The 21,774-nt window shown below is 67.4% G+C and carries 21 protein-coding genes; 11 read left to right on the forward strand and 10 right to left on the reverse strand.

Annotated elements, in window-relative coordinates; translation table 11 throughout:
- Nucleotide 1: 1 nt before the first annotated feature.
- Both QSJ95_RS24085 and QSJ95_RS24090 read left to right on the forward strand, forming a co-directional pair.
- Nucleotides 2–1,282, forward strand: coding sequence for a virulence factor family protein (locus QSJ95_RS24085; RefSeq protein WP_074981412.1), 1,281 nt, complete (start codon nucleotides 2–4; stop codon nucleotides 1,280–1,282).
- A gap of 119 nt (nucleotides 1,283–1,401) precedes the next feature.
- Complete coding sequence (locus QSJ95_RS24090) at nucleotides 1,402–1,965, forward strand: cytochrome b (RefSeq protein WP_285645750.1); 564 nt, start codon at nucleotides 1,402–1,404, stop codon at nucleotides 1,963–1,965.
- Between the two features lie 244 nt (nucleotides 1,966–2,209).
- Here QSJ95_RS24090 and QSJ95_RS24095 read toward each other — a convergent pair whose 3' ends face one another.
- Complete coding sequence (locus QSJ95_RS24095; protein ID WP_061562501.1) at nucleotides 2,210–4,114, reverse strand: potassium transporter Kup; 1,905 nt, start codon at nucleotides 4,112–4,114, stop codon at nucleotides 2,210–2,212.
- Nucleotides 4,115–4,364: 250 nt separating this feature from the next.
- On the opposite strand from QSJ95_RS24095, the gene rimO reads away from it, so the two are divergent.
- The 3 genes from rimO (at nucleotide 4,365) to tsaA (ending at nucleotide 7,294) form a co-directional block, all read left to right on the forward strand.
- On the forward strand, nucleotides 4,365–5,687 hold the full coding sequence (rimO, locus tag QSJ95_RS24100) for a 30S ribosomal protein S12 methylthiotransferase RimO (protein WP_285645755.1): 1,323 nt from the start codon (nucleotides 4,365–4,367) through the stop codon (nucleotides 5,685–5,687).
- A gap of 53 nt (nucleotides 5,688–5,740) precedes the next feature.
- Nucleotides 5,741–6,202 (forward strand): YehS family protein, encoded by a 462-nt coding sequence (locus QSJ95_RS24105; protein ID WP_285645757.1) that lies wholly within the window; start codon nucleotides 5,741–5,743, stop codon nucleotides 6,200–6,202.
- A 384-nt stretch (nucleotides 6,203–6,586) separates the two neighbouring features.
- The gene (gene tsaA / locus QSJ95_RS24110; protein ID WP_285645759.1) at nucleotides 6,587–7,294 is read left to right on the forward strand and encodes a tRNA (N6-threonylcarbamoyladenosine(37)-N6)-methyltransferase TrmO; all 708 of its coding nucleotides are present in this window, start codon (nucleotides 6,587–6,589) and stop codon (nucleotides 7,292–7,294) included.
- Between the two features lie 243 nt (nucleotides 7,295–7,537).
- Here tsaA and fpr read toward each other — a convergent pair whose 3' ends face one another.
- Nucleotides 7,538–8,314 (reverse strand): ferredoxin-NADP reductase, encoded by a 777-nt coding sequence (gene fpr / locus QSJ95_RS24115; RefSeq protein WP_009616858.1) that lies wholly within the window; start codon nucleotides 8,312–8,314, stop codon nucleotides 7,538–7,540.
- Between the two features lie 233 nt (nucleotides 8,315–8,547).
- Between fpr and QSJ95_RS24120 the strand changes: the two genes are divergently transcribed.
- Nucleotides 8,548–9,474 carry a LysR family transcriptional regulator gene (locus tag QSJ95_RS24120; protein ID WP_009616855.1) on the forward strand — a complete coding sequence of 309 codons (927 nt, stop codon included), beginning with the start codon at nucleotides 8,548–8,550 and terminating at the stop codon, nucleotides 9,472–9,474.
- A gap of 362 nt (nucleotides 9,475–9,836) precedes the next feature.
- Here QSJ95_RS24120 and QSJ95_RS24125 read toward each other — a convergent pair whose 3' ends face one another.
- Complete coding sequence (locus tag QSJ95_RS24125) at nucleotides 9,837–10,208, reverse strand: diacylglycerol kinase (RefSeq protein ID WP_058070966.1); 372 nt, start codon at nucleotides 10,206–10,208, stop codon at nucleotides 9,837–9,839.
- A gap of 82 nt (nucleotides 10,209–10,290) precedes the next feature.
- On the reverse strand, nucleotides 10,291–10,941 hold the full coding sequence (erdR, locus tag QSJ95_RS24130) for a response regulator transcription factor ErdR (protein ID WP_285645762.1): 651 nt from the start codon (nucleotides 10,939–10,941) through the stop codon (nucleotides 10,291–10,293).
- Between the two features lie 158 nt (nucleotides 10,942–11,099).
- On the opposite strand from erdR, the gene QSJ95_RS24135 reads away from it, so the two are divergent.
- Nucleotides 11,100–12,050 (forward strand): DMT family transporter, encoded by a 951-nt coding sequence (locus tag QSJ95_RS24135; protein WP_502945314.1) that lies wholly within the window; start codon nucleotides 11,100–11,102, stop codon nucleotides 12,048–12,050.
- Between the two features lie 3 nt (nucleotides 12,051–12,053).
- Here the strand turns inward: QSJ95_RS24135 and QSJ95_RS24140 are convergent, their stop codons facing one another.
- Nucleotides 12,054–12,794 (reverse strand): tRNA-uridine aminocarboxypropyltransferase, encoded by a 741-nt coding sequence (locus QSJ95_RS24140; protein WP_069863679.1) that lies wholly within the window; start codon nucleotides 12,792–12,794, stop codon nucleotides 12,054–12,056.
- A 167-nt stretch (nucleotides 12,795–12,961) separates the two neighbouring features.
- Between QSJ95_RS24140 and QSJ95_RS24145 the strand changes: the two genes are divergently transcribed.
- Together QSJ95_RS24145 and QSJ95_RS24150 are read left to right on the forward strand one after the other, a co-directional pair.
- Entirely contained in the window at nucleotides 12,962–13,369 is a 408-nt protein-coding gene (locus QSJ95_RS24145) for a quorum-sensing-regulated virulence factor family protein (RefSeq protein WP_043271144.1), read from the forward strand.
- 10 nt (nucleotides 13,370–13,379) lie between these two features.
- Nucleotides 13,380–13,601, forward strand: a complete 222-nt coding sequence (locus QSJ95_RS24150; RefSeq protein WP_009616847.1) for a DUF3820 family protein — start codon at nucleotides 13,380–13,382, stop codon at nucleotides 13,599–13,601.
- 6 nt (nucleotides 13,602–13,607) lie between these two features.
- Here the strand turns inward: QSJ95_RS24150 and QSJ95_RS24155 are convergent, their stop codons facing one another.
- On the reverse strand, nucleotides 13,608–16,013 hold the full coding sequence (locus QSJ95_RS24155; RefSeq protein WP_285645767.1) for a phosphoketolase family protein: 2,406 nt from the start codon (nucleotides 16,011–16,013) through the stop codon (nucleotides 13,608–13,610).
- A 128-nt stretch (nucleotides 16,014–16,141) separates the two neighbouring features.
- Between QSJ95_RS24155 and QSJ95_RS24160 the strand changes: the two genes are divergently transcribed.
- Together QSJ95_RS24160 and QSJ95_RS24165 are read left to right on the forward strand one after the other, a co-directional pair.
- Complete coding sequence (locus QSJ95_RS24160; protein WP_043271148.1) at nucleotides 16,142–17,563, forward strand: MBL fold metallo-hydrolase RNA specificity domain-containing protein; 1,422 nt, start codon at nucleotides 16,142–16,144, stop codon at nucleotides 17,561–17,563.
- Nucleotides 17,564–17,648: 85 nt separating this feature from the next.
- The gene (locus QSJ95_RS24165) at nucleotides 17,649–18,740 is read left to right on the forward strand and encodes an LOG family protein (protein WP_058070963.1); all 1,092 of its coding nucleotides are present in this window, start codon (nucleotides 17,649–17,651) and stop codon (nucleotides 18,738–18,740) included.
- 454 nt (nucleotides 18,741–19,194) lie between these two features.
- On the opposite strand, the gene recX is transcribed toward QSJ95_RS24165, so the two are convergent.
- The 4 genes from recX to QSJ95_RS24185 form a co-directional block, all read right to left on the reverse strand.
- Nucleotides 19,195–19,659 carry a recombination regulator RecX gene (gene recX, locus QSJ95_RS24170; protein WP_009616841.1) on the reverse strand — a complete coding sequence of 155 codons (465 nt, stop codon included), beginning with the start codon at nucleotides 19,657–19,659 and terminating at the stop codon, nucleotides 19,195–19,197.
- Nucleotides 19,660–19,667: 8 nt separating this feature from the next.
- Nucleotides 19,668–20,729, reverse strand: a complete 1,062-nt coding sequence (gene recA, locus QSJ95_RS24175; protein WP_043271151.1) for a recombinase RecA — start codon at nucleotides 20,727–20,729, stop codon at nucleotides 19,668–19,670.
- Between the two features lie 87 nt (nucleotides 20,730–20,816).
- Nucleotides 20,817–21,329, reverse strand: a complete 513-nt coding sequence (locus QSJ95_RS24180; RefSeq protein ID WP_058070960.1) for a CinA family protein — start codon at nucleotides 21,327–21,329, stop codon at nucleotides 20,817–20,819.
- Between the two features lie 264 nt (nucleotides 21,330–21,593).
- Nucleotides 21,594–21,774 (reverse strand): hypothetical protein (locus QSJ95_RS24185; protein ID WP_285645772.1); only part of this gene is annotated, 181 nt, incomplete at its 5' end.

The raw sequence follows: 21,774 nt of genomic DNA on the forward strand, positions 1-21,774 counted from the left end.
TATGTCGAAACGTCGCTGGCGCCTGTTGGCCATCGTCCTGCTGCTGATAGTCGTCGCTGCCGCCGCAGCCGTGGCGCTGTGGTTCCACCCGCTGTCCCAGGCGCGCCTGGAGCACGGCAAGCTGCCCGACGGCAGCCCGGTGAGCCTGGCCATTCCCGCCCGCCATCCGACCGCCACCGTGCTGCTGGCGGTGCCCCAGGACAACAAGCTGGACGACGCCCAGCTGCTGGCCCTGGCCCACGACAATGGCGCCCGGGTGGTGCAGTTCCTCTTCCCGGACAACGATTGCGTGGCCCAGCAGCACCGCGTGCAGGCCGCGCTGAACCTGCTCGACGCCCAGCCCACCCTGGTCGCCGGCGTGCACCAGGGCGGCGCCTGGGCCTGGCGCTGGCTGGCCGGGCAGAACAGCGACAAGGCCAAGGCCCTGTCGGTCGGCTTCGCCCTCGACAAGCCCGACTGCGCCGCGCCCAAGCTGCCCGAGAGCGCGCCCCACGGCCACTGGACCGCGGCCTGGAACGACAACCCGGACGACGGGACCGCGCGTTTCGCCCGCACCCAGCAGAACGCCGAGACCGTCATCGCCAACTACTACGACAGCCTGCCGGTGGTCCTCGACGACCAGCTCAAGCGCCTGATCCAGGGTAGCGGCGACGACTTCCCGGTGGTCGAGGTGCCAGCCGCCAAGCCCTCGCCCACCGTCACCCTGTTCTATTCCGGCGACGGCGGCTGGCGCGACCTGGACCGCGACGTCGCCGGGCAGATGGCCGAACTGGGCTACCCGGTGGTGGGCATCGACGCGCTGCGCTACTTCTGGGAGCACAAGAGCCCCGAGCAGAGCGCCGCCGACCTCGCCCTGCTGATGCAGCACTACCGCGAGAAATGGGGCGCCACCCACTTCGTGCTGGCCGGCTACTCCTTCGGCGCCGACGTGCTGCCGGCCATCTACAACCGCCTGCCCGAGGCCGACAAGCAGCAGGTCAGCGCCGTGCTGCTGCTGGCCCTGGCGCGCAGCGGGAGCTTCGAGATCGAAGTGCAGGGCTGGCTGGGCAAGGCCGGCCAGGAAGCCGCCACCGGCCCGGAACTGGCGCGCATGCCCGGGCCCAAGGTGCTCTGCGTGTATGGCATCGACGAGAAGGACGAGAGCGGCTGCACCCAGCCCCAGGCCATCGGCGAGAACCTCGAACTGCCCGGCGGCCATCACTTCGACGAGAACTACCCGGCCCTGGCCAAGCGCCTGGTGAACGCCATCCGCGCGCGCCAGGTGCCGCCGAACGAGTCCTGAGCCGAAGGCTGGCTTACACTTCAGGCATTGGCTGCGTCTTCAGCCTGGCTTCAGGCTGCGGACGCAAGCTGCCCCGACCCGCAGCCACGAGCGGGACAGCCTGAAGAGAAGGAGTTTCCATGAGCCAGCCCCCCTACCCGCGCCGCTACGGCAGCCTGTCCATCGCCCTGCACTGGCTGATGCTGGTGCTGATCGCCGGCGTCTACGCCTGCATCGAACTCAAGGGCAACTACCCCAAGGGCAGCGACACCCGCGCCCTGCTCAGCCAGTGGCACTTCATGCTCGGCCTGAGCGTGTTCTGCCTGGTCTGGCTGCGCCTGATCGGCCGTTTCATCTACCCCACCCCGCCGATCGTGCCCGCCCCGCCGGCCTGGCAGATGCTGCTGACCAAGACCGTGCACGTGGCGCTCTACGCGATGATGATCGGCCTGCCGCTGGCCGGCTGGACCATCCTCAGCGCAGCCGGCAAGCCGATCCCCTTCTGGGGCCTGCAACTGCCGCCTCTGGTGGCGGAGAGCCCGGACCTGGCCAAGCAGGTCAAGGCCGTGCACGAGACCGTCGGCAACATCGGCTACTTCCTGATCGGCCTGCACGCCGTCGCCGCGCTGTTCCACCACTTCATCAGCCGCGACAACACCCTGGTGCGCATGCTCCCCGGCGCCGGCGAGGCGCGGCCGGAGTAACCGCGCCATCCCGCGCCTGCGCGCGAATCGCGGACGGAGCCCCGTAGGATGGGTTGAGCCTGCGAAACCCATGCGGTTGCGCTGATGGGTATCGCTTCGCTCAACACCATCCTACGAAAAGCCGTGCATCCTGGAACCGAAGGAGCGGACTCCGTCCGCGATCCCATGCACGGTCGATTGGCGAGGCCCCCAGAAACGAAAAAGCGCGCCCTCAGGCGCGCTTTGTCTTCCCCAGCAAAACCACTCAGATCTCCACCTGCGTCCCCAGCTCGATCACCCGGTTCAGCGGCAGGTTGAAGTAGCGCAGGTTGCCGTTGGCGTTCTTCAGCAGGAAGGCGAACAGCCCCTCGCGCCAGCGCGCCATGCCGATGCGCCGGGACGGGATGACCGTCTCGCGGCTGAGGAAGTAGGTGGTGCGCATGGGGCTGAAGTCCAGCTCGTTGAGGTGGCAGTACTTCAGCGCCGCCGGGATGTCCGGGTCCTCCATGAAGCCGAAGTGCAGCAGCACGCGGAAGAAGCCCTCGCCATAGGCATCCACCTCGAAGCGGCGGTCGGTGGCGACCCGCGGGCTGTCTTCGTTGACCACGGTGAGCAACACCACCTGCTCGTGCAGCACCTGGTTGTGCAGCAGGTTGTGCAACAGCGCGTGGGGCACGGCGTCGGAACGCGCGGTGAGGAACACGGCGGTGCCCTGCACGCGGTGCGGCGGCTGCGAGCGGATGCTGGCGATGAACAGCGGCAGCGGCAGCGAGCCCTCGTCCAAGCGCTCCACCAGCAACTGGCGGCCGCGCTTCCAGGTGGTCATCAGGATGAACAGGGCGATACCGGCCACCACCGGGAAGGCGCCGCCCTGCACCACCTTCGGCAGGTTGGCCGAGAAGAACAGCACGTCCACCAGCAGCATCATGCAGAAGAACGGAATGGCCAGCCACAGCGGCCACTTCCAGTGCAGCCAGAGCACCACGCCCATCAGCAGGGTGGTCACCAGCATGGTCCCGGTCACCGCCACGCCGTAGGCCGAGGCCAGCGCCGCGGAGGACTCGAAGCCCAGCACCAGCAGCACCACGCCGACCATCAGCGCCCAGTTCACCCCGGCGATGTAGATCTGCCCCTGCTCCTGGCTGGAGGTGTGCTGCACGAACATGCGCGGCACGAAGCCCAGCTGGATGGCCTGGCGGGTCAGCGAGAAGGCCCCGGAAATCACCGCCTGGGAGGCGATCACCGTGGCCACGGTGGACAGCGCCACCATCGGCAGCAGCGCCCAGGACGGCGCCAGCAGGTAAAAGGGGTTGCGCGCGGCTTCCGGGTTGTAGAGGATCATCGCGCCCTGGCCGAAGTAGTTCAGCACCAGGCCCGGCAGCACCAGGGCGAACCAGGCGCGGGAAATCGGCTTGCGGCCGAAGTGGCCCATGTCCGCGTACAGCGCCTCGGCGCCGGTCAGCGCCAGCACGGTGGCGCCAAGGATGGCCACGCCGATGCCCGGGTGGACGATGAAGAAGTTCGCCGCCCAGTAGGGGTTCATCGCGTTCAGCACCACCGGGTGCTGGTAGATGCCGTACAGACCAAGCGCGCCCAGCACCACGAACCAGATCACCATCACCGGGCCGAACAGGATGCCGATGCGCGCCGTGCCGTGGCGCTGGATGAGGAACAGGCCGACCAGCACGATCAGCGCCAACGGCACCACCCAGTGCTCCAGACCGTCGAAGGCGATCTCCAGGCCCTCGATCGCCGAGAGCACCGAGATCGCCGGGGTGATCATGCTGTCGCCATAGAACAGCGAGGCGCCGAACAGGCCCAGCACCACCAGCACCGAGCTCAGCCGCGGATAGTCGTGGGCGGCGCGGCGCGCCAGCGCGGTCAGCGCCATCACCCCGCCCTCGCCCTGGTTGTCGGCGCGCAGGACGAAGATCACGTACTTGATCGAGACCACCCAGACCAGCGACCAGAAGATCAGCGAGAGGATGCCGAGGATGGCGTCGTGCCCCACCTGCACGCCGTAGCCGCCGACGAAGACTTCCTTGAGCGTGTACAGCGGGCTGGTGCCGATGTCGCCGTAGCAGACGCCCACCGCGGCCACCATCATGCCCAGGGCAGAGCTTGAATGGTTTTCCTGCTGCTCCGCGGTTCCAGCGCTGGCGTTGGACATGTAACAAAATTCCTCTAGGAAAAATTCGGCGCATCCTGCGCCGACGGGCCCGGCGATGCAAGAGCCACGAAAACCTGATCTGAGTGACTATAGAAGGTGTTTGCCGCCCTTACCCTGTGTCTGCCGGCGCTTTCGCCGGCCGCTGCGGCAGCTTGTCTCACGGAGGCTGGTCAAGCGCGCGGGCTGCCGCTAGAATTGCGCACTTTTTGATCAGAGGCGCCGCCAGCGCGCCCTTAGAGGTTAGCCGCCCATGTCCACCGCAACGCCCAAAGTCGGTTTCGTCAGCCTCGGTTGCCCCAAGGCAACGGTCGACTCCGAACGCATCCTCACCCAGCTGCGCATGGAGGGCTACGAGATCGTTCCCACCTACGAGGACGCCGACGTCGTTGTGGTGAACACCTGCGGCTTCATCGACAGCGCCAAGGCCGAATCCCTGGACGCCATCGGCGAGGCCATCGCCGAGAACGGCAAGGTCATCGTCACCGGCTGCATGGGCGTGGCCGAGGACAGCATCCGTGACGTGCACCCCAGCGTGCTGGCGGTCACCGGTCCGCAGCAGTACGAGCAGGTGGTCAGCGCCGTGCACGAGGTGGTGCCGCCCAAGGCCGAGCACAACCCGCTGATCGACCTGGTGCCGCCGCAGGGCATCAAGCTCACCCCGCGCCACTACGCCTACCTGAAGATTTCCGAGGGCTGCAACCACAGCTGCAGCTTCTGCATCATCCCGTCGATGCGCGGCAAGCTGGTCAGCCGCCCGGTGGGCGACGTGCTCAGCGAGGCCCAGCGCCTGGTCAAGGCCGGCGTCAAGGAACTGCTGGTGATCTCCCAGGACACCAGCGCCTACGGCGTGGACCTGAAGTACAAGCTGGACTTCTGGGACGGCCAGCCGGTGAAGACGCGCATGCTGGAGCTGTGCGAAGCGCTGTCGAGCATGGGCGTGTGGGTGCGCCTGCACTACGTCTACCCCTACCCCAACGTCGACGACGTGATCCCGCTGATGGCCCAGGGCAAGCTGCTGCCCTATCTGGACATCCCCTTCCAGCACGCCAGCCCGAAAGTGCTCAAGTCCATGAAGCGCCCGGCCTTCGAGGACAAGACCCTGGCGCGCATCAAGAAGTGGCGCGAGCTCTGCCCCGAGCTGACCATCCGCTCGACCTTCATCGTCGGCTTCCCCGGCGAGACCGAGGAAGACTTCCAGTACCTGCTCGACTGGCTGACCGAAGCCCAGCTCGACCGCGTCGGCTGCTTCCAGTACTCCCCGGTGGAAGGCGCCCTGGCCAACGACCTGGGCCTGGAGCCGGTGCCCGATGACGTCAAGCAGGAGCGCTGGGAGCGCTTCATGGCGCACCAGCAGGCGATTTCCGCCGCGCGCCTGCAACTGAAGGTGGGCAAGGAAATCGAAGTGCTGATCGACGAAGTGGATGCCGAAGGCGCGGTGGGCCGTTCCTGGGCCGACGCTCCGGAGATCGACGGCGCCGTCTACATCGATACCTTCGACGTGAAGCCGGGCGACAAGGTGCGCGTGCGCATCACCGATGCCGACGAGTACGATCTCTGGGCCGAACTGGCCTGAGTCGCCGAAAGCCCCGCCTTGCGGGGCTTTTTCTTTCAACCGGGACACTACCGATGCTCAACAACGACATCCTGCGCAGCCTGCGCTACAGCCTCGACATCGCCGACCGCGAGGTCGCCGCCATCGCCGGCCTGGCCGGATTGGCGCTGGACGAGGCCGAAGTCGCCGCGCTGCTGGCCCGCGAGGACGAACCCGGTTACCGCGAGTGCCCGGACGAAGTGCTGGCGCGCTTTCTCGACGGCCTGATCATCCACCGCCGCGGCCGCGACGACAGCCGGCCACTGCCGCCGCTGGAACTGCCGCTGACCAACAACCTGGTGTTGAAGAAGTTGCGGGTGGCCTTCGAACTGCGCGACCACGACCTGCTGGCGATCCTCGACGACGCCGGGCTGGTGATGACCAAGGGGGAACTCAACGCGCTGTTCCACGCCCCCGGCCACAGTAACTACCGTCCCTGTGGCGACCAGTTGCTGCGCAATTTCCTCAAGGGCCTGGTCCGGCGCGACAGGCGCTGAGCCGCGGGCGGCCATGCCCTGGGTCTGGCTGCCCACGCACTTGTCTTGCGCCGAGGTGCTCTTCGTAGGATGGGTTGAGCTTGCGAAACCCATGCGGTGGCGCTGATGGGTATCGCTTCGCTCAACACCATCCTACGAAAAGCCGTGCTTCCTGGAACGTAGGACTTTGTCCGCGATTGGGTTCACCGGCCACGCCGGAGGCCCCGGTGGCACGAACGGCTCCCTCTCTCCCTCCGGGAGAGGACTGGGGTGAGGAGCGAAACCAGGCCAGGACACCTGCTACGGCTGGCTGTTGCTGCGCAGGCGCCGGCGATGACGCAAGCGGCGGGGTTTGCCGTGCCGATCGGGTAACATGGCGGCCCCCTGCTCCATGCGCGTGCCGCCATGTCCTACTCCGTCTCCCCCATCGGCTACATCCGTTCCTGCTTCAAGGAGAAGTTCGCCATCCCGCGCCAACCGCAGTTGGCCCCGGCGGCGCGGGGCGTGCTGGAGCTGCTGCCGCCGTTCGACGGCGGCGAGGCGGTGGAAGGCCTGGAGCAGGTCAGCCACGTCTGGCTGCTGTTCCTCTTCCACCAGGCCCTGGAAGACAAGCCACGGCTCAAGGTGCGCCCGCCGCGCCTGGGCGGCAACCGCTCCCTGGGCGTATTCGCCACCCGCGCCACGCACCGGCCCAACGGCATCGGCCAGTCGGTGGTGCGCCTGGAGAAGGTCGAGCCCGGGCGCCTGTGGCTGTCAGGCATCGACCTGCTGGACGGCACCCCGGTGCTCGACATCAAGCCCTACGTGCCCTATGCCGACGCCGTGGCCGACGCGCGCAACGCCATCGCCGAGGCGCCGCCGGTGCCAATCCCGGTGCAGTGGAGCGACGCCGCCCTGGCCCAGGCCCGGGAGCAGGCCCTGCGCCTGGGCGAGCCGGTAGTCGAGCTGGTCGAACAGTGCCTGGCCCAGGACCCGCGCCCGGCCTACCAGCAACCCACGCCCGAACGCCGCTACGGCGCACGGCTGTGGGACCTGGACGTGCATTGGCATTACCCCGAGGCAGGGGTGATCCGGGTACTGGATGTGCAACCCGCCCCCTCTAATCGCGGATAAATTTGTACGGCGCGCCGAGGCGCTTTTCGTAGGATGGGTTGAGCTTGCGATACCCATCGGACCGTGGTGATGGGTATCGCTTCGCTCAACCCATCCTACGCCAGCGTTTCGCCACCTCACCTTGTAGGAGCGCGCCCTGCGCGCGATTCGCGGGCAGGGCCCGCTCCTACGCACGGCATTTCCCCATGTCCGCCATGAACGAAAAAGCCCGCCGGGTGGCGGGCTCCTTCAATTGCGGGCAGCTTACTTCTCGACGAAGGCGCGCTCGATCAAGTAGTCGCCCGGCTCGCCCATGCGCGGGGAAATCTGCAGGCCGAAGCCGTTCAGCACTTCGCTGGTCTCGTCCAGCATGCTCGGGCTGCCGCAGATCATGGCGCGGTCGTCCTGCGGGTTCATCGGCGGCAGGCCGATGTCGGCGAACAGCTTGCCGCTGCGCATCAGGTCGGTCTGGCGGCCCATGTTGCGGAACTCTTCACGGGTGACCAGGGGGTAATAGATCAGCTTCTCTTTCACCATGTCGCCGAAGTACTCGTGCTCCGGCAGGACCTTGGTGATGAAGTCGGCGTAGGCCAGCTCGCTGACCCAGCGCACGCCGTGGACCAGGATGACCTTGTCGAACTTCTCGTAGACTTCCGGGTCCTGGATCACGCTCAGGAACGGCGCCATGCCGGTGCCGGTGCTCAGCAGGTACAGGTGCTTGCCGGGCTTGAGGTCGTCCAGCACCAGGGTGCCGGTGGGCTTGCGGCTGACCATCAGCTCGTCGCCTTCCTTCAGGTGCTGCAGGCGCGAGGTCAGCGGGCCGTCCGGGACCTTGATGCTGAAGAACTCCAGGTGCTCCTCGTAGTTCGGGCTGGCGATGGAGTAGGCGCGCATCAGCGGGCGACCGTTGACTTCCAGGCCGATCATCACGAACTGGCCGGTCTTGAAGCGCAGGCCCGGGTTACGGGTGGTCTTGAAGCTGAAGAGGGTGTCGTTCCAGTGGTGCACGCTGAGAACGCGCTCGGTGTACAGGTTGCTCATCAAGGACTCCTAGAGATTCGTGGCGCACCCCAGCAGATCCCGGACGTAGCGCGATTGCGCGACATTTTATAGGGGGCGAGAATATCCGCAAAATAAATTATCTGGATATTGCTAATCCAAAACGCAGATAAGGGACGCCTGGCGGCCAGCGCGCGCCAGCTTACGCCCCCTGCCGCCCCGCCTGGGGCGACCGAATGTCGCGCCCCTCGCCCGCCACGGAGCCAGCCGAACCGATGAAATTCACCCTGCGCCAGATGGAAGTCTTCGTCGCCGTGGCCCAGCAGGAAAGCGTGTCGCGCGCCGCCGAAGCGCTGTCGCTGTCGCAGTCGGCCACCAGCACGGCCCTGGGCGAACTGGAGCGGCAGTTCGACTGCAAGCTGTTCGACCGCGCCGGCAAGCGCCTGACGCTGAACGCCCTGGGCCGCCAGTTGCTGCCCCAGGCGGTGGCGCTGCTGGACCGCGGCAGCGAGATCGAGACGCTGCTCAATGGCAAGAGCGCCTTCGGCTCCCTGGACCTGGGCGCCACCCTGACCATCGGCAACTACCTGGCCACCCTGCTGATCGGCACCTTCATGCAGCGCCAGCCGGACTGCCGGGTGCGCCTGCACGTGCACAACACCGCCCACGTGGTGCAGCGCATCGCCCACTACGAGCTGGACCTGGGCCTGATCGAGGGCGACTGCCAGCACCCGGACATCGAGGTGCAGCCGTGGATGGAGGACGAGCTGGTGGTGTTCTGCGCGCCGCAGCACCCGCTGGCCAACGCCGGGCCGGTGGACCTGCATCGGCTCAGCAGCGAGGCCTGGATTCTCCGCGAGCAGGGTTCGGGCACCCGCCTGACCTTCGACCAGGCCATGCGCCATCACATCGAGCCGCTGAACATCCGCCTGGAGCTGGAGCACACCGAGGCGATCAAGCGCGCCGTGGAGTCGGGCCTGGGCATCGGCTGCATCTCGCGCCTGGCCCTGCGCGACGCCTTCCGCCGCGGCAGCCTGGTGCCGGTGGACACTCCGCAGCTGGACCTGCGCCGGCAGTTCTACTTCATCTGGCACCGGCAGAAGTACCAGACCGCGACCATGCGCGAATTCCTCGACCTGTGCCGCAGCGAGACTGCGGGCATCAGCCGCAGCGACGAGATCGTGCTGCCGATGATTCCCTGAGGCGGTCTTGTCGACCACGCCGGGACGCCCTTCGTAGGATGGGTTGAGCCTGCGAAACCCATGCTGCCGTGGTGATGGGTATCGCTTCGCTCAACCCATCCTACGGGGTGTTGTGTTTGCCGGAGCGACTAGGTGGATCTCACTCAATCGCGGACAGAGTCCGCTCCTACGGTTCGGAGCGTAGGGCGGATAACGTTCGACGTTATCCGCCGTTTGGCCTTGGCTTCAGGCGCGCTCCGGGTTTGGCCACGAAGTGCCTGTTTCAGGGCACTCCGGGCTCGACCGAGGAGCCGGGCACGAGGTCGGTGTAGCGGCGTATAACCGCGAACGGTCATACGCCCTACGCGCCTGCTCCCATGGGCTCAGCCCAGCAGGATCACCGCCCAGGTCACGGTGATGATGCTCAGCGCGACGAACTGCGCGGCGCTGCCCATGTCCTTGGCGTTCTTCGACAGCGGGTGGCGTTCCAGGGACACGCGGTCGACCACCGCTTCCACCGCCGAGTTGAGCAGTTCGACGATCAGCGCCAGCAGGCACACGGCGATCATCAGCGCGCGCTCGCCGCGAGTGACGTCGCAGAAGAACGCCAGCGGGACGAGGATGACGTTGATCAGCACCAGTTGGCGGAAGGCCGCCTCGCCACGGAAGGCGGCGACGAAACCGGCCATGGAGTAGCCGGCGGCGTTGAGGATGCGCTTCAGGCCGGTCTGGCCCTTGAAGGGGGAAGAAGTCACGAAGGGCTCTCTGCGAAAAAAGACGCAGCACTCTAAACCAGGTGCCGTAGGAAAGTGTGAAACCAAGGTCACCGGCCGCCGCTCAGGCGCTCGGAACCGTTTCCATCTGTTGCAGCAACAGCGCCGCCTGGGTGCGGGTGCGCACGTTGAGCTTGCGGAAGATCGCCGTGACGTGGGCTTTGACGGTGGCCTCGGAAACGCTCAGTTCGAAGGCGATCTGCTTGTTCAGCAGGCCTTCGCAGACCATGGTCAGCACGCGGAACTGCTGCGGAGTCAGGCTCGCCAGGCCGGCGCTGGCGGCGCGCACTTCCTCGCTCAGCTCGGTCACCGCGTCGGCCTGCGGCGGCCACCAGACGTCGCCGTCGAGCACCGCGCGCACCGCCTGCTGCAGGGTGGCCATCTCGCTGGACTTGGGGATGAAGCCGCTGGCGCCGAACTCGCGGGAGCGCTGCACCACGGCGGCATCCTCCTGGGCCGAGATCATCACCACCGGGATCTGCGGGTACTGCCCGCGCAGCAGCACCAGGCCGGAAAAGCCGTAGGCGCCGGGCATGTTCAGGTCCAGCAGGACCAGGTCCCAGTCGGCCTTCTCGTTGAGCCTGGCTTCCAGCTCGGCGATGCTCGCCGCCTCCACCAGTTTCGCTTCGGGGCCCAGGCCCAAGGTGAGGGCCTGGTGCAGGGCACTGCGGAACAGCGGATGATCGTCAGCGATCAGGATTTCATAGGAAGCCATGTAAGTTCCTTGATGGCCAGGCTCGATCCCGGCCGCGGATAACGGCGGGGCCAGCATGGGAAAGGTCGTGACCTGATTGGCGCATTGTACGCAAATGCATCGGCCGATGCCTGCCGAGAATGCAGATGCGGGCGACTCCCGGCGCACCCGCTGACGGAATGGACAGCTTTTCAAAGTCCCCGGCTTGCGGCAGAGTTGCGCTCTTTTTTTTGCCTGCCGAGAACACCATGAAGAGCCATGCCCTGCGCGCCGATATCCTGATGCTGGTCACCGCCATGATCTGGGGCGTGTCCTTCGTCGCGCAGCGCCTGGGGATGGATGCCATCGGGCCCTTCCTCTATACCGGCCTGCGCTTCGCCCTCGGCGCGCTGATGCTGCTGCCGCTGCTGGCCTGGTCGGCCAGGCGCGGGGCCCAGCCGTTCAACCGCGGCCTGCTGCTGGCGGGCCTGGCCATCGGCACCGCGCTGACCCTGGGCATCAACCTGCAGCAGGTCGGCCTGCTGTTCACCAGCGTGACCAACTCCGGCTTCATCACCGGCCTGTACGTGATCATCGTGCCGCTGCTCGGCCTGCTGCTGGGCCACCGCACCGGCACGGGCACCTGGCTCGGCGCGGCGCTGGCGGTGGTGGGCATGGCCATGCTGAGCATCGGCCCGGGCTTCAAGGTGGCCTCCGGCGACTGGCTGCAACTGACCGGCGCGCTGGTGTGGGGCTGCCACGTGTTGCTGGTGGGCCTGTTCGCCAGCCGCTACGACGCCATCCGCCTGGCCTTCCTGCAGTTCGTCACCTGCTCGGTGGTGAGCATGGCGCTGGCGCTGGTGTTCGAGGAAATCCACTGGGACGCCATCGTCCAGGCCGGCCCGGCGCTGCTCTACGGCGGCCTGCTCGGCGTCGGCACCGGCTTCACCCTGCAGGTGATCGCGCAGAAGCACGCCATCGCCTCCCATGCTGCGATCATCCTCTCGCTGGAAGCGGTATTCGCCGCCATCGCCGGGGCGATCTTCCTCGACGAGAGCCTGCACGCGCGCGGTTACTTCGGCTGCGCGCTGATGCTCGCCGGCATGCTGGTGGCCCAGCTGTGGCCGCAGAAGCAGGCCGCGGCAGCCTGAACCCTAGAGCGCGGTGTAGGGCCGCAGGGCCTGGTGCGCCGGGCTCTGCTCGTCCAGGCCGCGCTGGTGCTTGGCGCCCAGGTAGCGCTCGCTGAATACGTCCAGGTAGGCATCCAGCGCATCCCCCGCGCGCTGGTCGCCAGACAGGCCCAGGCACAGCGCCGCCACTTCCGCGGTGCACAGGTGCTCGTCGAACTTGGAGCGGCGCAGGCGGTAGCGCGACAGCGCGTCCGGGGTGATGCTCAGCACCGGGAAACGGTCCAGGTAGGGGCTCTTGCGGAACATCTTGCGCGCCTCGTTCCAGGTGGCGTCCAGCAGGATGAACAGCGGGCGCTTGCCGGGCTGCGGCGCGACCTTCTCCACCACCCGCTCGGCGGCGACGAACTCCCCCGGGAACACCACGTAGGGCTGCCACTGCGGGTCGTCCAGCAGCGCCAGCAGGGCCGGGTCGACCTCGATCCGCGACCAGCCGAAGGCCCAGGTGTCCGGCACCGTCTCGGCGATCAGCCAGCCGGTATTGCTCGGCTTCAGCGGCTCGGTGTCGAACATCACCAGGCACATGCCGGCGTTGGCCTGCACCTGCGGCTGCCAGGCGCACATGCAGTAGTCCGGGCGCAGGCGGCAGCCGGCGCAGCGCGGCGAACGCGAGCCGCGGGCCACGAAGGGCTTCACGCAACGGGCCAGGCGCTCGGCGCGCAGGCGGGCGACGGCATGGTTCTTGGTGGCGGGATGGGCAGGCGACATCGGTGGCTCGGGCGGGCAGTCTCGGCGGGCGGCGATTGTAACAGAGCCCCTGCGCGCCAAGGCCGCTCGGCAGCCGGGCGGTTTTCAGGGACAATGGGGGATTTGCGGCGCCGGCGAACCGTGCCGGCGTCGCGCGGTCGAATACGCACCCGTTTCAGGAGAAGCCCATGCTGCGCCTAACCGCCCTCGCCCTCTGCCTCGTCCTGCCCGCTGCCCACGCCGCGTCGCTCAAGGACTTCGAACTGGCCAAGACACTGGAGAAAGTCGCCAAGGAAAGCAGCGAAGGCACTCCGCGCGCGATCAACGAGGACATCCTCGACCAGGGCTATACCGTCGAAGGCAACCAGTTGATCAACCACCTCAGCGTGCGCGCCAGCCACGCCGCGAAGATGCGCGCCAACCCCGAGAGCGTGCGCAGCCAGCTGGGCGACAGCGTGTGCAGCAACACCGGCTACCGCCAGTTGCTGGCCCAGGGCGCGGTGCTCACCTACGACTTCACCGAGTACCACAGCAACGCCCCGGTGGCCGTCGAGCGCTTCGATGCCGGCAGTTGCCGCATCAAGCTGCAGAAGTGAAGCCGGCGCCATGCTGGAGTCGGAAAAGCTCAACCTGCTGAAGATCGCCCGCACGCCGATGCCTTTCGGCAAGTACCAGGGGCGCATGCTGGTGGACCTGCCGGAAGAGTACCTGCTGTGGTTCCAGCGCAATGACAGCTTTCCCAAGGGCGAGCTGGGCCGCCTGATGCAGATTGTGCTGGAGCTGAAGGTCGAGGGCCTGGATTCCCTCGTCAAGCCGCTGAAGCGCTGAGGCGCCTCAGCGCAGGGCCTGCGGATCCCCCTTGCCGGCCAGCGCCGCGACCTCCTCGGCGGTCAGCAGCGCGCTGCGCGGTACTTCCAGCAGGCGCGCGCAGGCCGCCAGCACATCGCCCCAGCAGGCCCGGTTGGCGAACAGCATGCCGGGCTCGTCGAGGGTCCCGCCGCGGTTGCGGTAGCCCAGCACCGAGCTGCGCAGCGCATCCGGCAGGATCGGCCAGAGATGCCCGCGCGCCACTTCCGGGCGCATGTGGGTGAGCAGCACGCGGCGCCCGTAGGCGTCCGGGAACAGTTGCTCGATCAGCGCCTCGTCGGCCACCGCCGCCAGTTCCCAGTTGTCCCTCGGCGCGCGGAAGCGCCCCGGCTCCTGCAGGTAGACCAGGCGGTACGGGTAGCCGGCCTCGGCCAGGCGCTCCACGGCGCGGCGCATCTCGCCGAGCTGGTAGCTGCCGTTGGCGATCAGCAGCAGCGGATCGCTGCCGGGATGTTCTTCCACCACGATGGCGCCATCGCGCGCCAGCTGTTCCGCCTGGGCCCGGTCGAACAGGTTCGGCCGCTCGCGCTTGGGCGCTACTACGCAGGCGAGCTGCCCACGGCTGCGGTAAATCTGCGGCAGCAGCGCCAGCAGGCTGTTGTGGTCGGCGGGGAACAGCACCCGCACCATGTCGCTCATCTCGCCCAGCAGGCTTTCGCAGAAGGTGGTGTCCTGGTGCGATTGCTGGTTCTTGCCGTTCTCCCAGGTGTGCGAGGTGGCCACCAGCGGCCAGCCGAGCCAGCCGGCCGGGCGCCCCGCCTCTTTCTGCAGGCGGGCGAAGATCAGCGTCTGGCGTACCGCGCCGAGCATCTTCACGCAGAACGCCTCGTAGCTGGCCACCAGGTTGAGCCCGCCCTGGTTGGCCAGGCAGGCGGAGACCACGGCCTCTTCGTTGAGCGCGGTGATGACCCGCCCGTCGACGGCCTCCAGCGCGCTCTCCGGCTGGCAGACGCGGTGCTTCAGCGCCTTGAGCACGCCGCCCAGGCGGTTGCTGGCCAGCTCGTCGGGGTTGCCGACGCGGGCCCGCAGGTCCGGGTTCGCCGCGCACAGTTCGCTGAAGAAGCGGTCCAGCGCCAGCATCGGCGAGCACTGGTCGTTGCGGTAGTGCAGTTCCGGCAGGCTGGGCTCGATGGGCCGCCGCACCGCCAGCGGGTTGTCGCGCTCCAGCAGGCGCCCCTGGCGGCTCGCGGTGAACAGCGCGCAGGCGGCGTCCAGCTCCGCTTCCGGCACCCACAGCCGCGCCGCGTGCTGGTTGAACAGCTCACGGGCGTTCGCGTCGTCGCGGGGGTTGCCCGGCAGCGGCAGGTTGTGCGCGGCGTTGCTGCCGGCGCCGTAGAAGCCGAAGCCCTTGACCGTCTCGGCGATGCCGTAGGGAATCGGCAGCGGGTACTGCAGGATGCCGCTGTTCTTCTCGTGCACGCGGTGCGCCAGGCGCTGCTCCATCTCCCACAGGGCGCAGACGAAGGCGGCCGGGTCGCGGCCGTCGAAACTCAGCGGGTCGAAGCCGCAACCGCTCAGGTGGTGCTTGAAGCCCTCCAGACCCTCGCGGGTGCCCAGTTGGGTGCGCTGCTCGATGCGCCGGCCATTGGCGATCATCACCGGCAGGGCCACGCCGCAGTCCTCGGTGCGCCACCAGCGCGGCATCCAGTCGCTGCCGCGCTGCTCCTCGGCGGCGCCGTCGGAGAGGAAGGCCACCAGGGTCTCGCCGGGCAGCGGCAGGTGCGCGTACTGCAGTTCGGCGAAGCCCAGGTAGCCGCCTTCGGCGATACCGCCGGCGGTATGCGGGTTGACGTGGCTGCCCAGGGGCGCGGCAACGCTGCCGTCCGGCGCCTGGGCGTAGCTGTAGAAGTCCTGCACCAGGCGCTCCAGGCCGGTGGCGTCGATGCTGTAGCGCCGTGCCTGTTCGGGGTGCAGGTTGGCGGTCAGCACGTTGAGCGCCTCGATGGCCGCCACACAATGCCCCTGCCCCATCAGCCAGCCGCGGGTGGTGCCGGTCAGGGCATTGAGCGCCAGGTAGCCGGCGTAGGCCGGCACCATGTTCAGGGCGCCGCCGGTATGGCCCTCGGGGCTGGCCTTGAAGTCCTCGGCCTGCAACGGCGAACCGTCCAGGCGCACGCGGCGCGCGTAGGTCATGTGCACCACCAGCCAGAGCCCGGCGCAGGTCAGCCGGTCCAGCGCGCGGAACATCCGGTAGACGCTCGCCAGGTCCGGCTGCAGGCCGGCCTGGACCAATTGATGAGCCACGCGGAAGACCGCAGCCTGGGTCAGCGCGCTATGCTCAAGCGGACCGTATCCGCTCAGCCATTCGGCGAATGCCGGCTGCTCCGCCGCGTGCGCGGCCAGTTCGTCCGGACTGGGCAGTATCTGCGACATGCTCGACGTTCTCCCTGGGGCTATGGGGGAAGTCTAGGTCGCCGGATGGGAGCGGCGCTGACCTGTATCAACGCCATTTCGTTCCAGCTACGCGAGTCTGAAATACCGAATCCTGCTAAGGAGGCCCCATGGCCCTACTCACCTTCATCGGCGCAGCCCAGGAAGTCACCGGCTCCTGCTACCTGCTGGAAACCCGGGACGGCGCGCGCGTACTGCTCGAGTGCGGCATGCGCCAGGGCCGCAGCAACGGCAAGAGCACCCGCGACAACGAGGCCGGCAACCGCACGCCCTTCCCCTTCGACCCGAAGAGCCTGAACGCGGTGGTCATCTCCCACGCCCACATCGACCACAGCGGCCTGCTGCCGCGCCTGGCGAAGGAAGGCTACAAGGGGCCGATCTATGCCACCGAGTCCTGCTGCGAGCTGCTGGAACTGATGCTGATGGATTCGGCCAACATCCAGGAAAAGGACGCCGAGTGGGAGAGCAAGTGGCGCGCCCGCCTGAACAAGCCGCCGGTCACCCCGATCTACACCGTGGAAGACACCGAGAAGGCCCTGAAGCTGCGCCGCAGCGTCAGCTACGGCAGCACCGTGGAAGTGGCGCCCGGCATCCGCGTGACCTTCCACAACGCCGGGCACATCCTCGGCTCGGCCATCGTCGAGATCGAGATCCACGAGCAGGGCCTGACGCGCCGCCTGGTGTTCTCCGGCGACCTGGGCAACACCTGCTCGCCGCTGATGCGCACGCCGACGCCACTGAGCCGCGCCGACGTGGTGCTGCTGGAATCCACCTACGGCGACCGCGACCACCGCGACAACAACGAGACGCTGCTGGAACTGGCGGACATCCTCGAACAGGCGCAGAAGGACGGCGGCAACGTGCTGATCCCCGCCTTCGCCGTCGGCCGCACCCAGGACCTGCTGTTCTACCTCGGGCGCTTCTACCAGGAAGGCCGCCTGCCGCAGCAGATGGTCTTCCTCGACAGCCCCATGGCCGCGCGGGCCAACGATATCTACCTGCGCCACTCCGGCGAGTTCTCCGACAGCGACCGCGAATACATCCGCGGCACCGGCACCGTGAAGCTGTCCGAATGGCTGCCGCTGCTGCGCACCACGCAGACGCCGGAAGACTCCATGGCGATCAACCGCATCAAGAGCGGCGCCATCATCATCGCCGGCAGCGGCATGTGCACCGGCGGGCGCATCGTCCACCACTTCAAGCACAACCTCTGGCGCGAGGAATGCCACATCGTCTTCCCCGGCTTCCAGGCCAAGGGCACCCTGGGCCGCGCCATCGTCGACGGCGCCGAGAGCGTGCGCGTGCTACGCCAGCGCATCGCCGTGCGGGCGAAGGTCCACACCCTCGGCGGCTTCTCCGCCCATGCCGGACAATCGCAATTGATTCAGTGGGTTGGCCACTTCGAGAACAAACCCGAGCTATACCTGATACATGGCGAGCGGGAAAAGATGGATGCCCTGCAGGCCGCACTGCTCGAACGCCTCGACTGGAAAGCCAACATTCCCGAACAGGGGGACCGTATCGCAATCTGAAACAGGGTCATCGCCGACTGTCATCGGCGGCATGTCAGACTGGCGCACGCCTACGACAAGGGGTTGAAGAACAAGGAGTATCCCCATGCCCTATGAACCCGAGGACTACCTTTCCCGGCACTTCCAGACCAGCGGCACCGACCTGACGCAAAAGGTCGAGGAGCTGGCCGCCCTCGCCGCGCCGGGCGACAGCCCGAACCTGCCGCTGTACCGCGAGATGCTCTTCACCGTGGCGCGCATGGCCCAGGCCGACCGCAACCGCTGGGACGCCAAGATCATGCTGCAGACGCTGCGCGAGATGGAGCACGCCTTCGCCACCCTCGAGCAGTTCAAGCGCCGGCGCAAGGTCACGGTGTTCGGCTCGGCGCGCACGCCCCCGGACCACCCGCTGTACGCCCTGGCCCGGGACCTGGGGCGCACCCTGGCACGCTACGACCTGATGGTCGTCACCGGCGCCGGCGGCGGCATCATGGCCGCCGCCCACGAAGGCGCGGGGCTGGAGAACAGCCTGGGCTTCAACATCACCCTGCCCTTCGAGCAGCAGGCCAACCACACGGTGGCCGGCACCAACAACCTGCTGTCGTTCCACTTCTTCTTCCTGCGCAAGCTGTTCTTCGTCAAGGAAGCCGACGCCCTGGTGCTCTGCCCCGGCGGCTTCGGCACCCTGGACGAGGCGCTGGAAGTGCTGACGCTGATCCAGACCGGCAAGAGCCCGCTGGTGCCGGTGGTGCTGCTCGACCAACCCGGCGGGCATTACTGGGAGCAGGCGCTGCAGTTCATGCAGGAGCAACTGCTGGACAACCGCTACATCCTGCCCAGCGACATGCACCTGATGAAACTGGCCCGCTCGGTGGAGGACGCGGTCGGGGAGATCGCCCACTTCTACAGCAACTTCCACTCCAGCCGCTGGCTCAAGGACAACTTCGTCATCCGCCTCAACCACCGCCTCAGCGACAGCGCCATGCAGCGCCTGCACGAGGAGTTCGGCAACCTCTGCCTGCACGACGGCTTCCACCAGCAGGCCTGCGGCGAACTGGAAAAGGACGAGCCGGAATTCACCCAGCTCACGCGCCTGGCCTTCGCCTTCAACGGCCGCGACCACGGCCGCCTGCGCGAGCTGGTGAACTTCATCAACGACAAGCAGAACTGGACCGAAGCCTGCCCCGTTCCGGCATAGGCCACTGCACCTGTAAGCGGACCCTGCCCGCGATTCGCGCGCAGGGCGCGCTCCTACATGGGATGGCGCGGGTGGGTGGCGTAGGAGCGGATCTTATCCGCGATCCGCGCCGGTGGTTCCGGCTATCGCGGACGGAGTCCGCTCCTACGCCCACGCCCAACCGTAGGGCGTATAACCGTTCGCGGTTATCCGCCGTTGGCCCGACGTGACACCGCGCTGGCGCGTGATTCCGGGAAAACGGTGTATGGAATGGCGTAGGGGCAACTGTCTTGCCGGCCGCGCCAAGGTGCGCCTCAACGGATGGGTTGAGCCTTGGCGAAACCCATGCAGTCGTGGTGATGGGTATCGCTTCGCTCAACGCCATCCTACGGGCCTTGTGTTTGCCGGAGGGCGTAGGAGCGGACTCCGTCCGCGATCCGGCCGACAGGCCGGTCAACCAGCGCCGGGCCCGGGCTCAGTCGTCCCCGCCCCGCCCACTGAACAGGCGGTTGATGGCTTCCATGGAAAAGCCCCGGTAGGCGAGGAAACGCCCCTGCTGGGCACGCTCCCTGGCGTCCTGGGGCAGGCGGGGGAACTTGCGGCGCCAGACATCCCGCAGTTGCGCCTGCCAGTCGACATCCGCCTCGCCCAGGGCCTTTTCGATCTCGCCCCGTGGCAGGCCGCGCTGGCTCAGTTCCTCGCGGATGCGCAAGGGGCCATAGCCGCTGCGCGCCTTGCTGGCGATGAAGGCTTCCAGGTAACGGGATTCGTTGAGCAGCCCTTCCTCGGCCAGGCGGTCGAGGGCGGGCTCGATAAGTTCCGCAGGCGCGCCGCGCTGGCGCAGCTTGCGGACGAGCTCGGCGCGACCGTGCTCGCGTCGCGCCAGGAGGTCCATGGCGGCCCGCCGCACGGCGACGGGCGTATCGAGCACGGTCGGCATCGGCGGGATCAGTAGTCGAGGTCGGCTTCAGCGGCCTCGGCAGCTTCGGCTGCAGCCAGCTCGGCCTTGGTCGGCGCCGGCTGGTTGTTCAGCAGTTGCTCGCGGATGGCCTTGTCCAGCACCGCGCAGATTTCCCCGTTCTCTTCCAGGTACTTGGCGGCGTTGGCCTTGCCCTGGCCGATCTTGCTGCCCTGGTAGCTGTACCAGGCGCCGGATTTCTCCACCAGGCCCAGTTGCACGCCCAGGTCGATGATCTCGCCGGTGCGGTAGATGCCCTTGCCGTAGAGGATCTGGAACTCGGCCTGGCGGAACGGCGGGGCGACCTTGTTCTTCACCACCTTGACGCGGGTTTCGCTGCCGACCACCTCGTCGCCTTCCTTCACCGCGCCGGTACGGCGGATGTCCAGGCGCACGGAGGCGTAGAACTTCAGGGCGTTACCGCCGGTGGTGGTTTCCGGGTTGCCGAACATCACGCCGATCTTCATGCGGATCTGGTTGATGAAGATGACCAGGCAGTTGGCGTTCTTGATGTTGCCGGTGATCTTGCGCAGCGCCTGGGACATCAGGCGGGCCTGCAGGCCGACGTGGGCATCGCCCATCTCGCCTTCGATCTCGGCCTTGGGCACCAGCGCCGCCACGGAGTCGACGATGATCACGTCCACCGCATTGGAGCGCACCAGCATGTCGGTGATTTCCAGGGCCTGCTCGCCGGTGTCCGGCTGCGAGACCAGCAGGTCGTCGACGTTGACGCCCAGCTTGCCGGCGTAGTCCGGGTCCAGCGCGTGCTCGGCGTCGACGAATGCGCAGGTGGCGCCCTGGCGCTGGGCTTCGGCGATGACCGAGAGGGTCAGGGTGGTCTTGCCCGAGGATTCCGGGCCGTAGATCTCGACGATACGGCCTTTCGGCAGGCCGCCGATGCCCAGGGCGATGTCCAGGCCGAGGGAGCCGGTGGAGATGGCCGGGATGGCCTGGCGCTCGTGGTCGCCCATGCGCATTACCGCGCCCTTGCCGAATTGGCGTTCGATTTGTCCCAGGGCCGCGGCCAGGGCGCGCTTCTTGTTGTCGTCCATTGAAGTCCTCGCGAAGTCAGGCGGCCGGGATGGGCCACGAACAACTGTATAAGTAGACAGTATTATTTCACAGGGCAAGGCGCGCGCCTACCCCCGAACGGGATTTTCCCCGACGGCCAGTCGCAACACCCCGTCCAGAGCGGCCGCCACCGCCTGCCGGCGCACCGCGAGGCGGTCGCCGGAAAAAAGAAAGCGCTGCGGATAGCATTGCTCGCCATCGGCCCAGCACAACCAGACGGTTCCTACAGGCTTCTCTGGCGAACCACCGTCCGGACCGGCGATGCCGCTGACCGCAACAGTGAAACGCGCGCCACTGCGCGCCTGTGCACCGCGGGCCATGGCCTCGACCACTTCCCGGCTGACCGCGCCGACCTGTGGGAAAAGTTCGTCAGGCACACCCAGCTGCGCACTCTTCTGCGCGTTGGAATAGGTGACGTAGCCGGCGTCGAACCAGGCCGAGCTGCCGGCGATCCGCGTGATCGCCTCCGCAATGCCGCCGCCGGTGCAGGACTCGGCGGTGCTGACCCGCGCGCCCAGCCGCTGCAACTGCGCGCCCAGGCGCGCGGCCAGGTCGGTGATGCCTTCGTCGCTGATGCTCATTGCGTACTCCGATGCTTAAGCCGTCAGGCCGGATACCGTACACTAGGCGCTTTTGCATATAGAAGACGGACCGCCCAAAGTCATGAGCCAAAGCGACCTTTCTGCTCACACCCCGATGATGCAGCAGTAGCGGAAGAAGCAAGCTCCAGGCCGCGCAGAGCCTGACTATTAGTCAGGCTCTGTCCAAAACAAAATCGCGAGATAGGCCGTCTGAAAGCCGCATAGTTCGGCGAGTTGTGAGTTAGTTTTAGACAGATCACAGCCCTACTGACAGGCCATCACCGCGGCACGCAACTGCGCCTCGTAGCCCAGGTGCTCCTGCCGCTCTGCCAGCAGCGCCCGGACCTTGGTCTGCAGGCTGTCCCCCTTCTGCAGGCTCGCCGTGGCCCAGGTCGGCTCCTGTACCGTCGACGCCCGGCACGGGACCGCCACCGGCACCTCTACG

Source organism: Pseudomonas sp. NBRC 100443 (assembly GCF_030268185.1).
In the GTDB taxonomy this organism is placed as follows: domain Bacteria; phylum Pseudomonadota; class Gammaproteobacteria; order Pseudomonadales; family Pseudomonadaceae; genus Pseudomonas; species Pseudomonas citronellolis.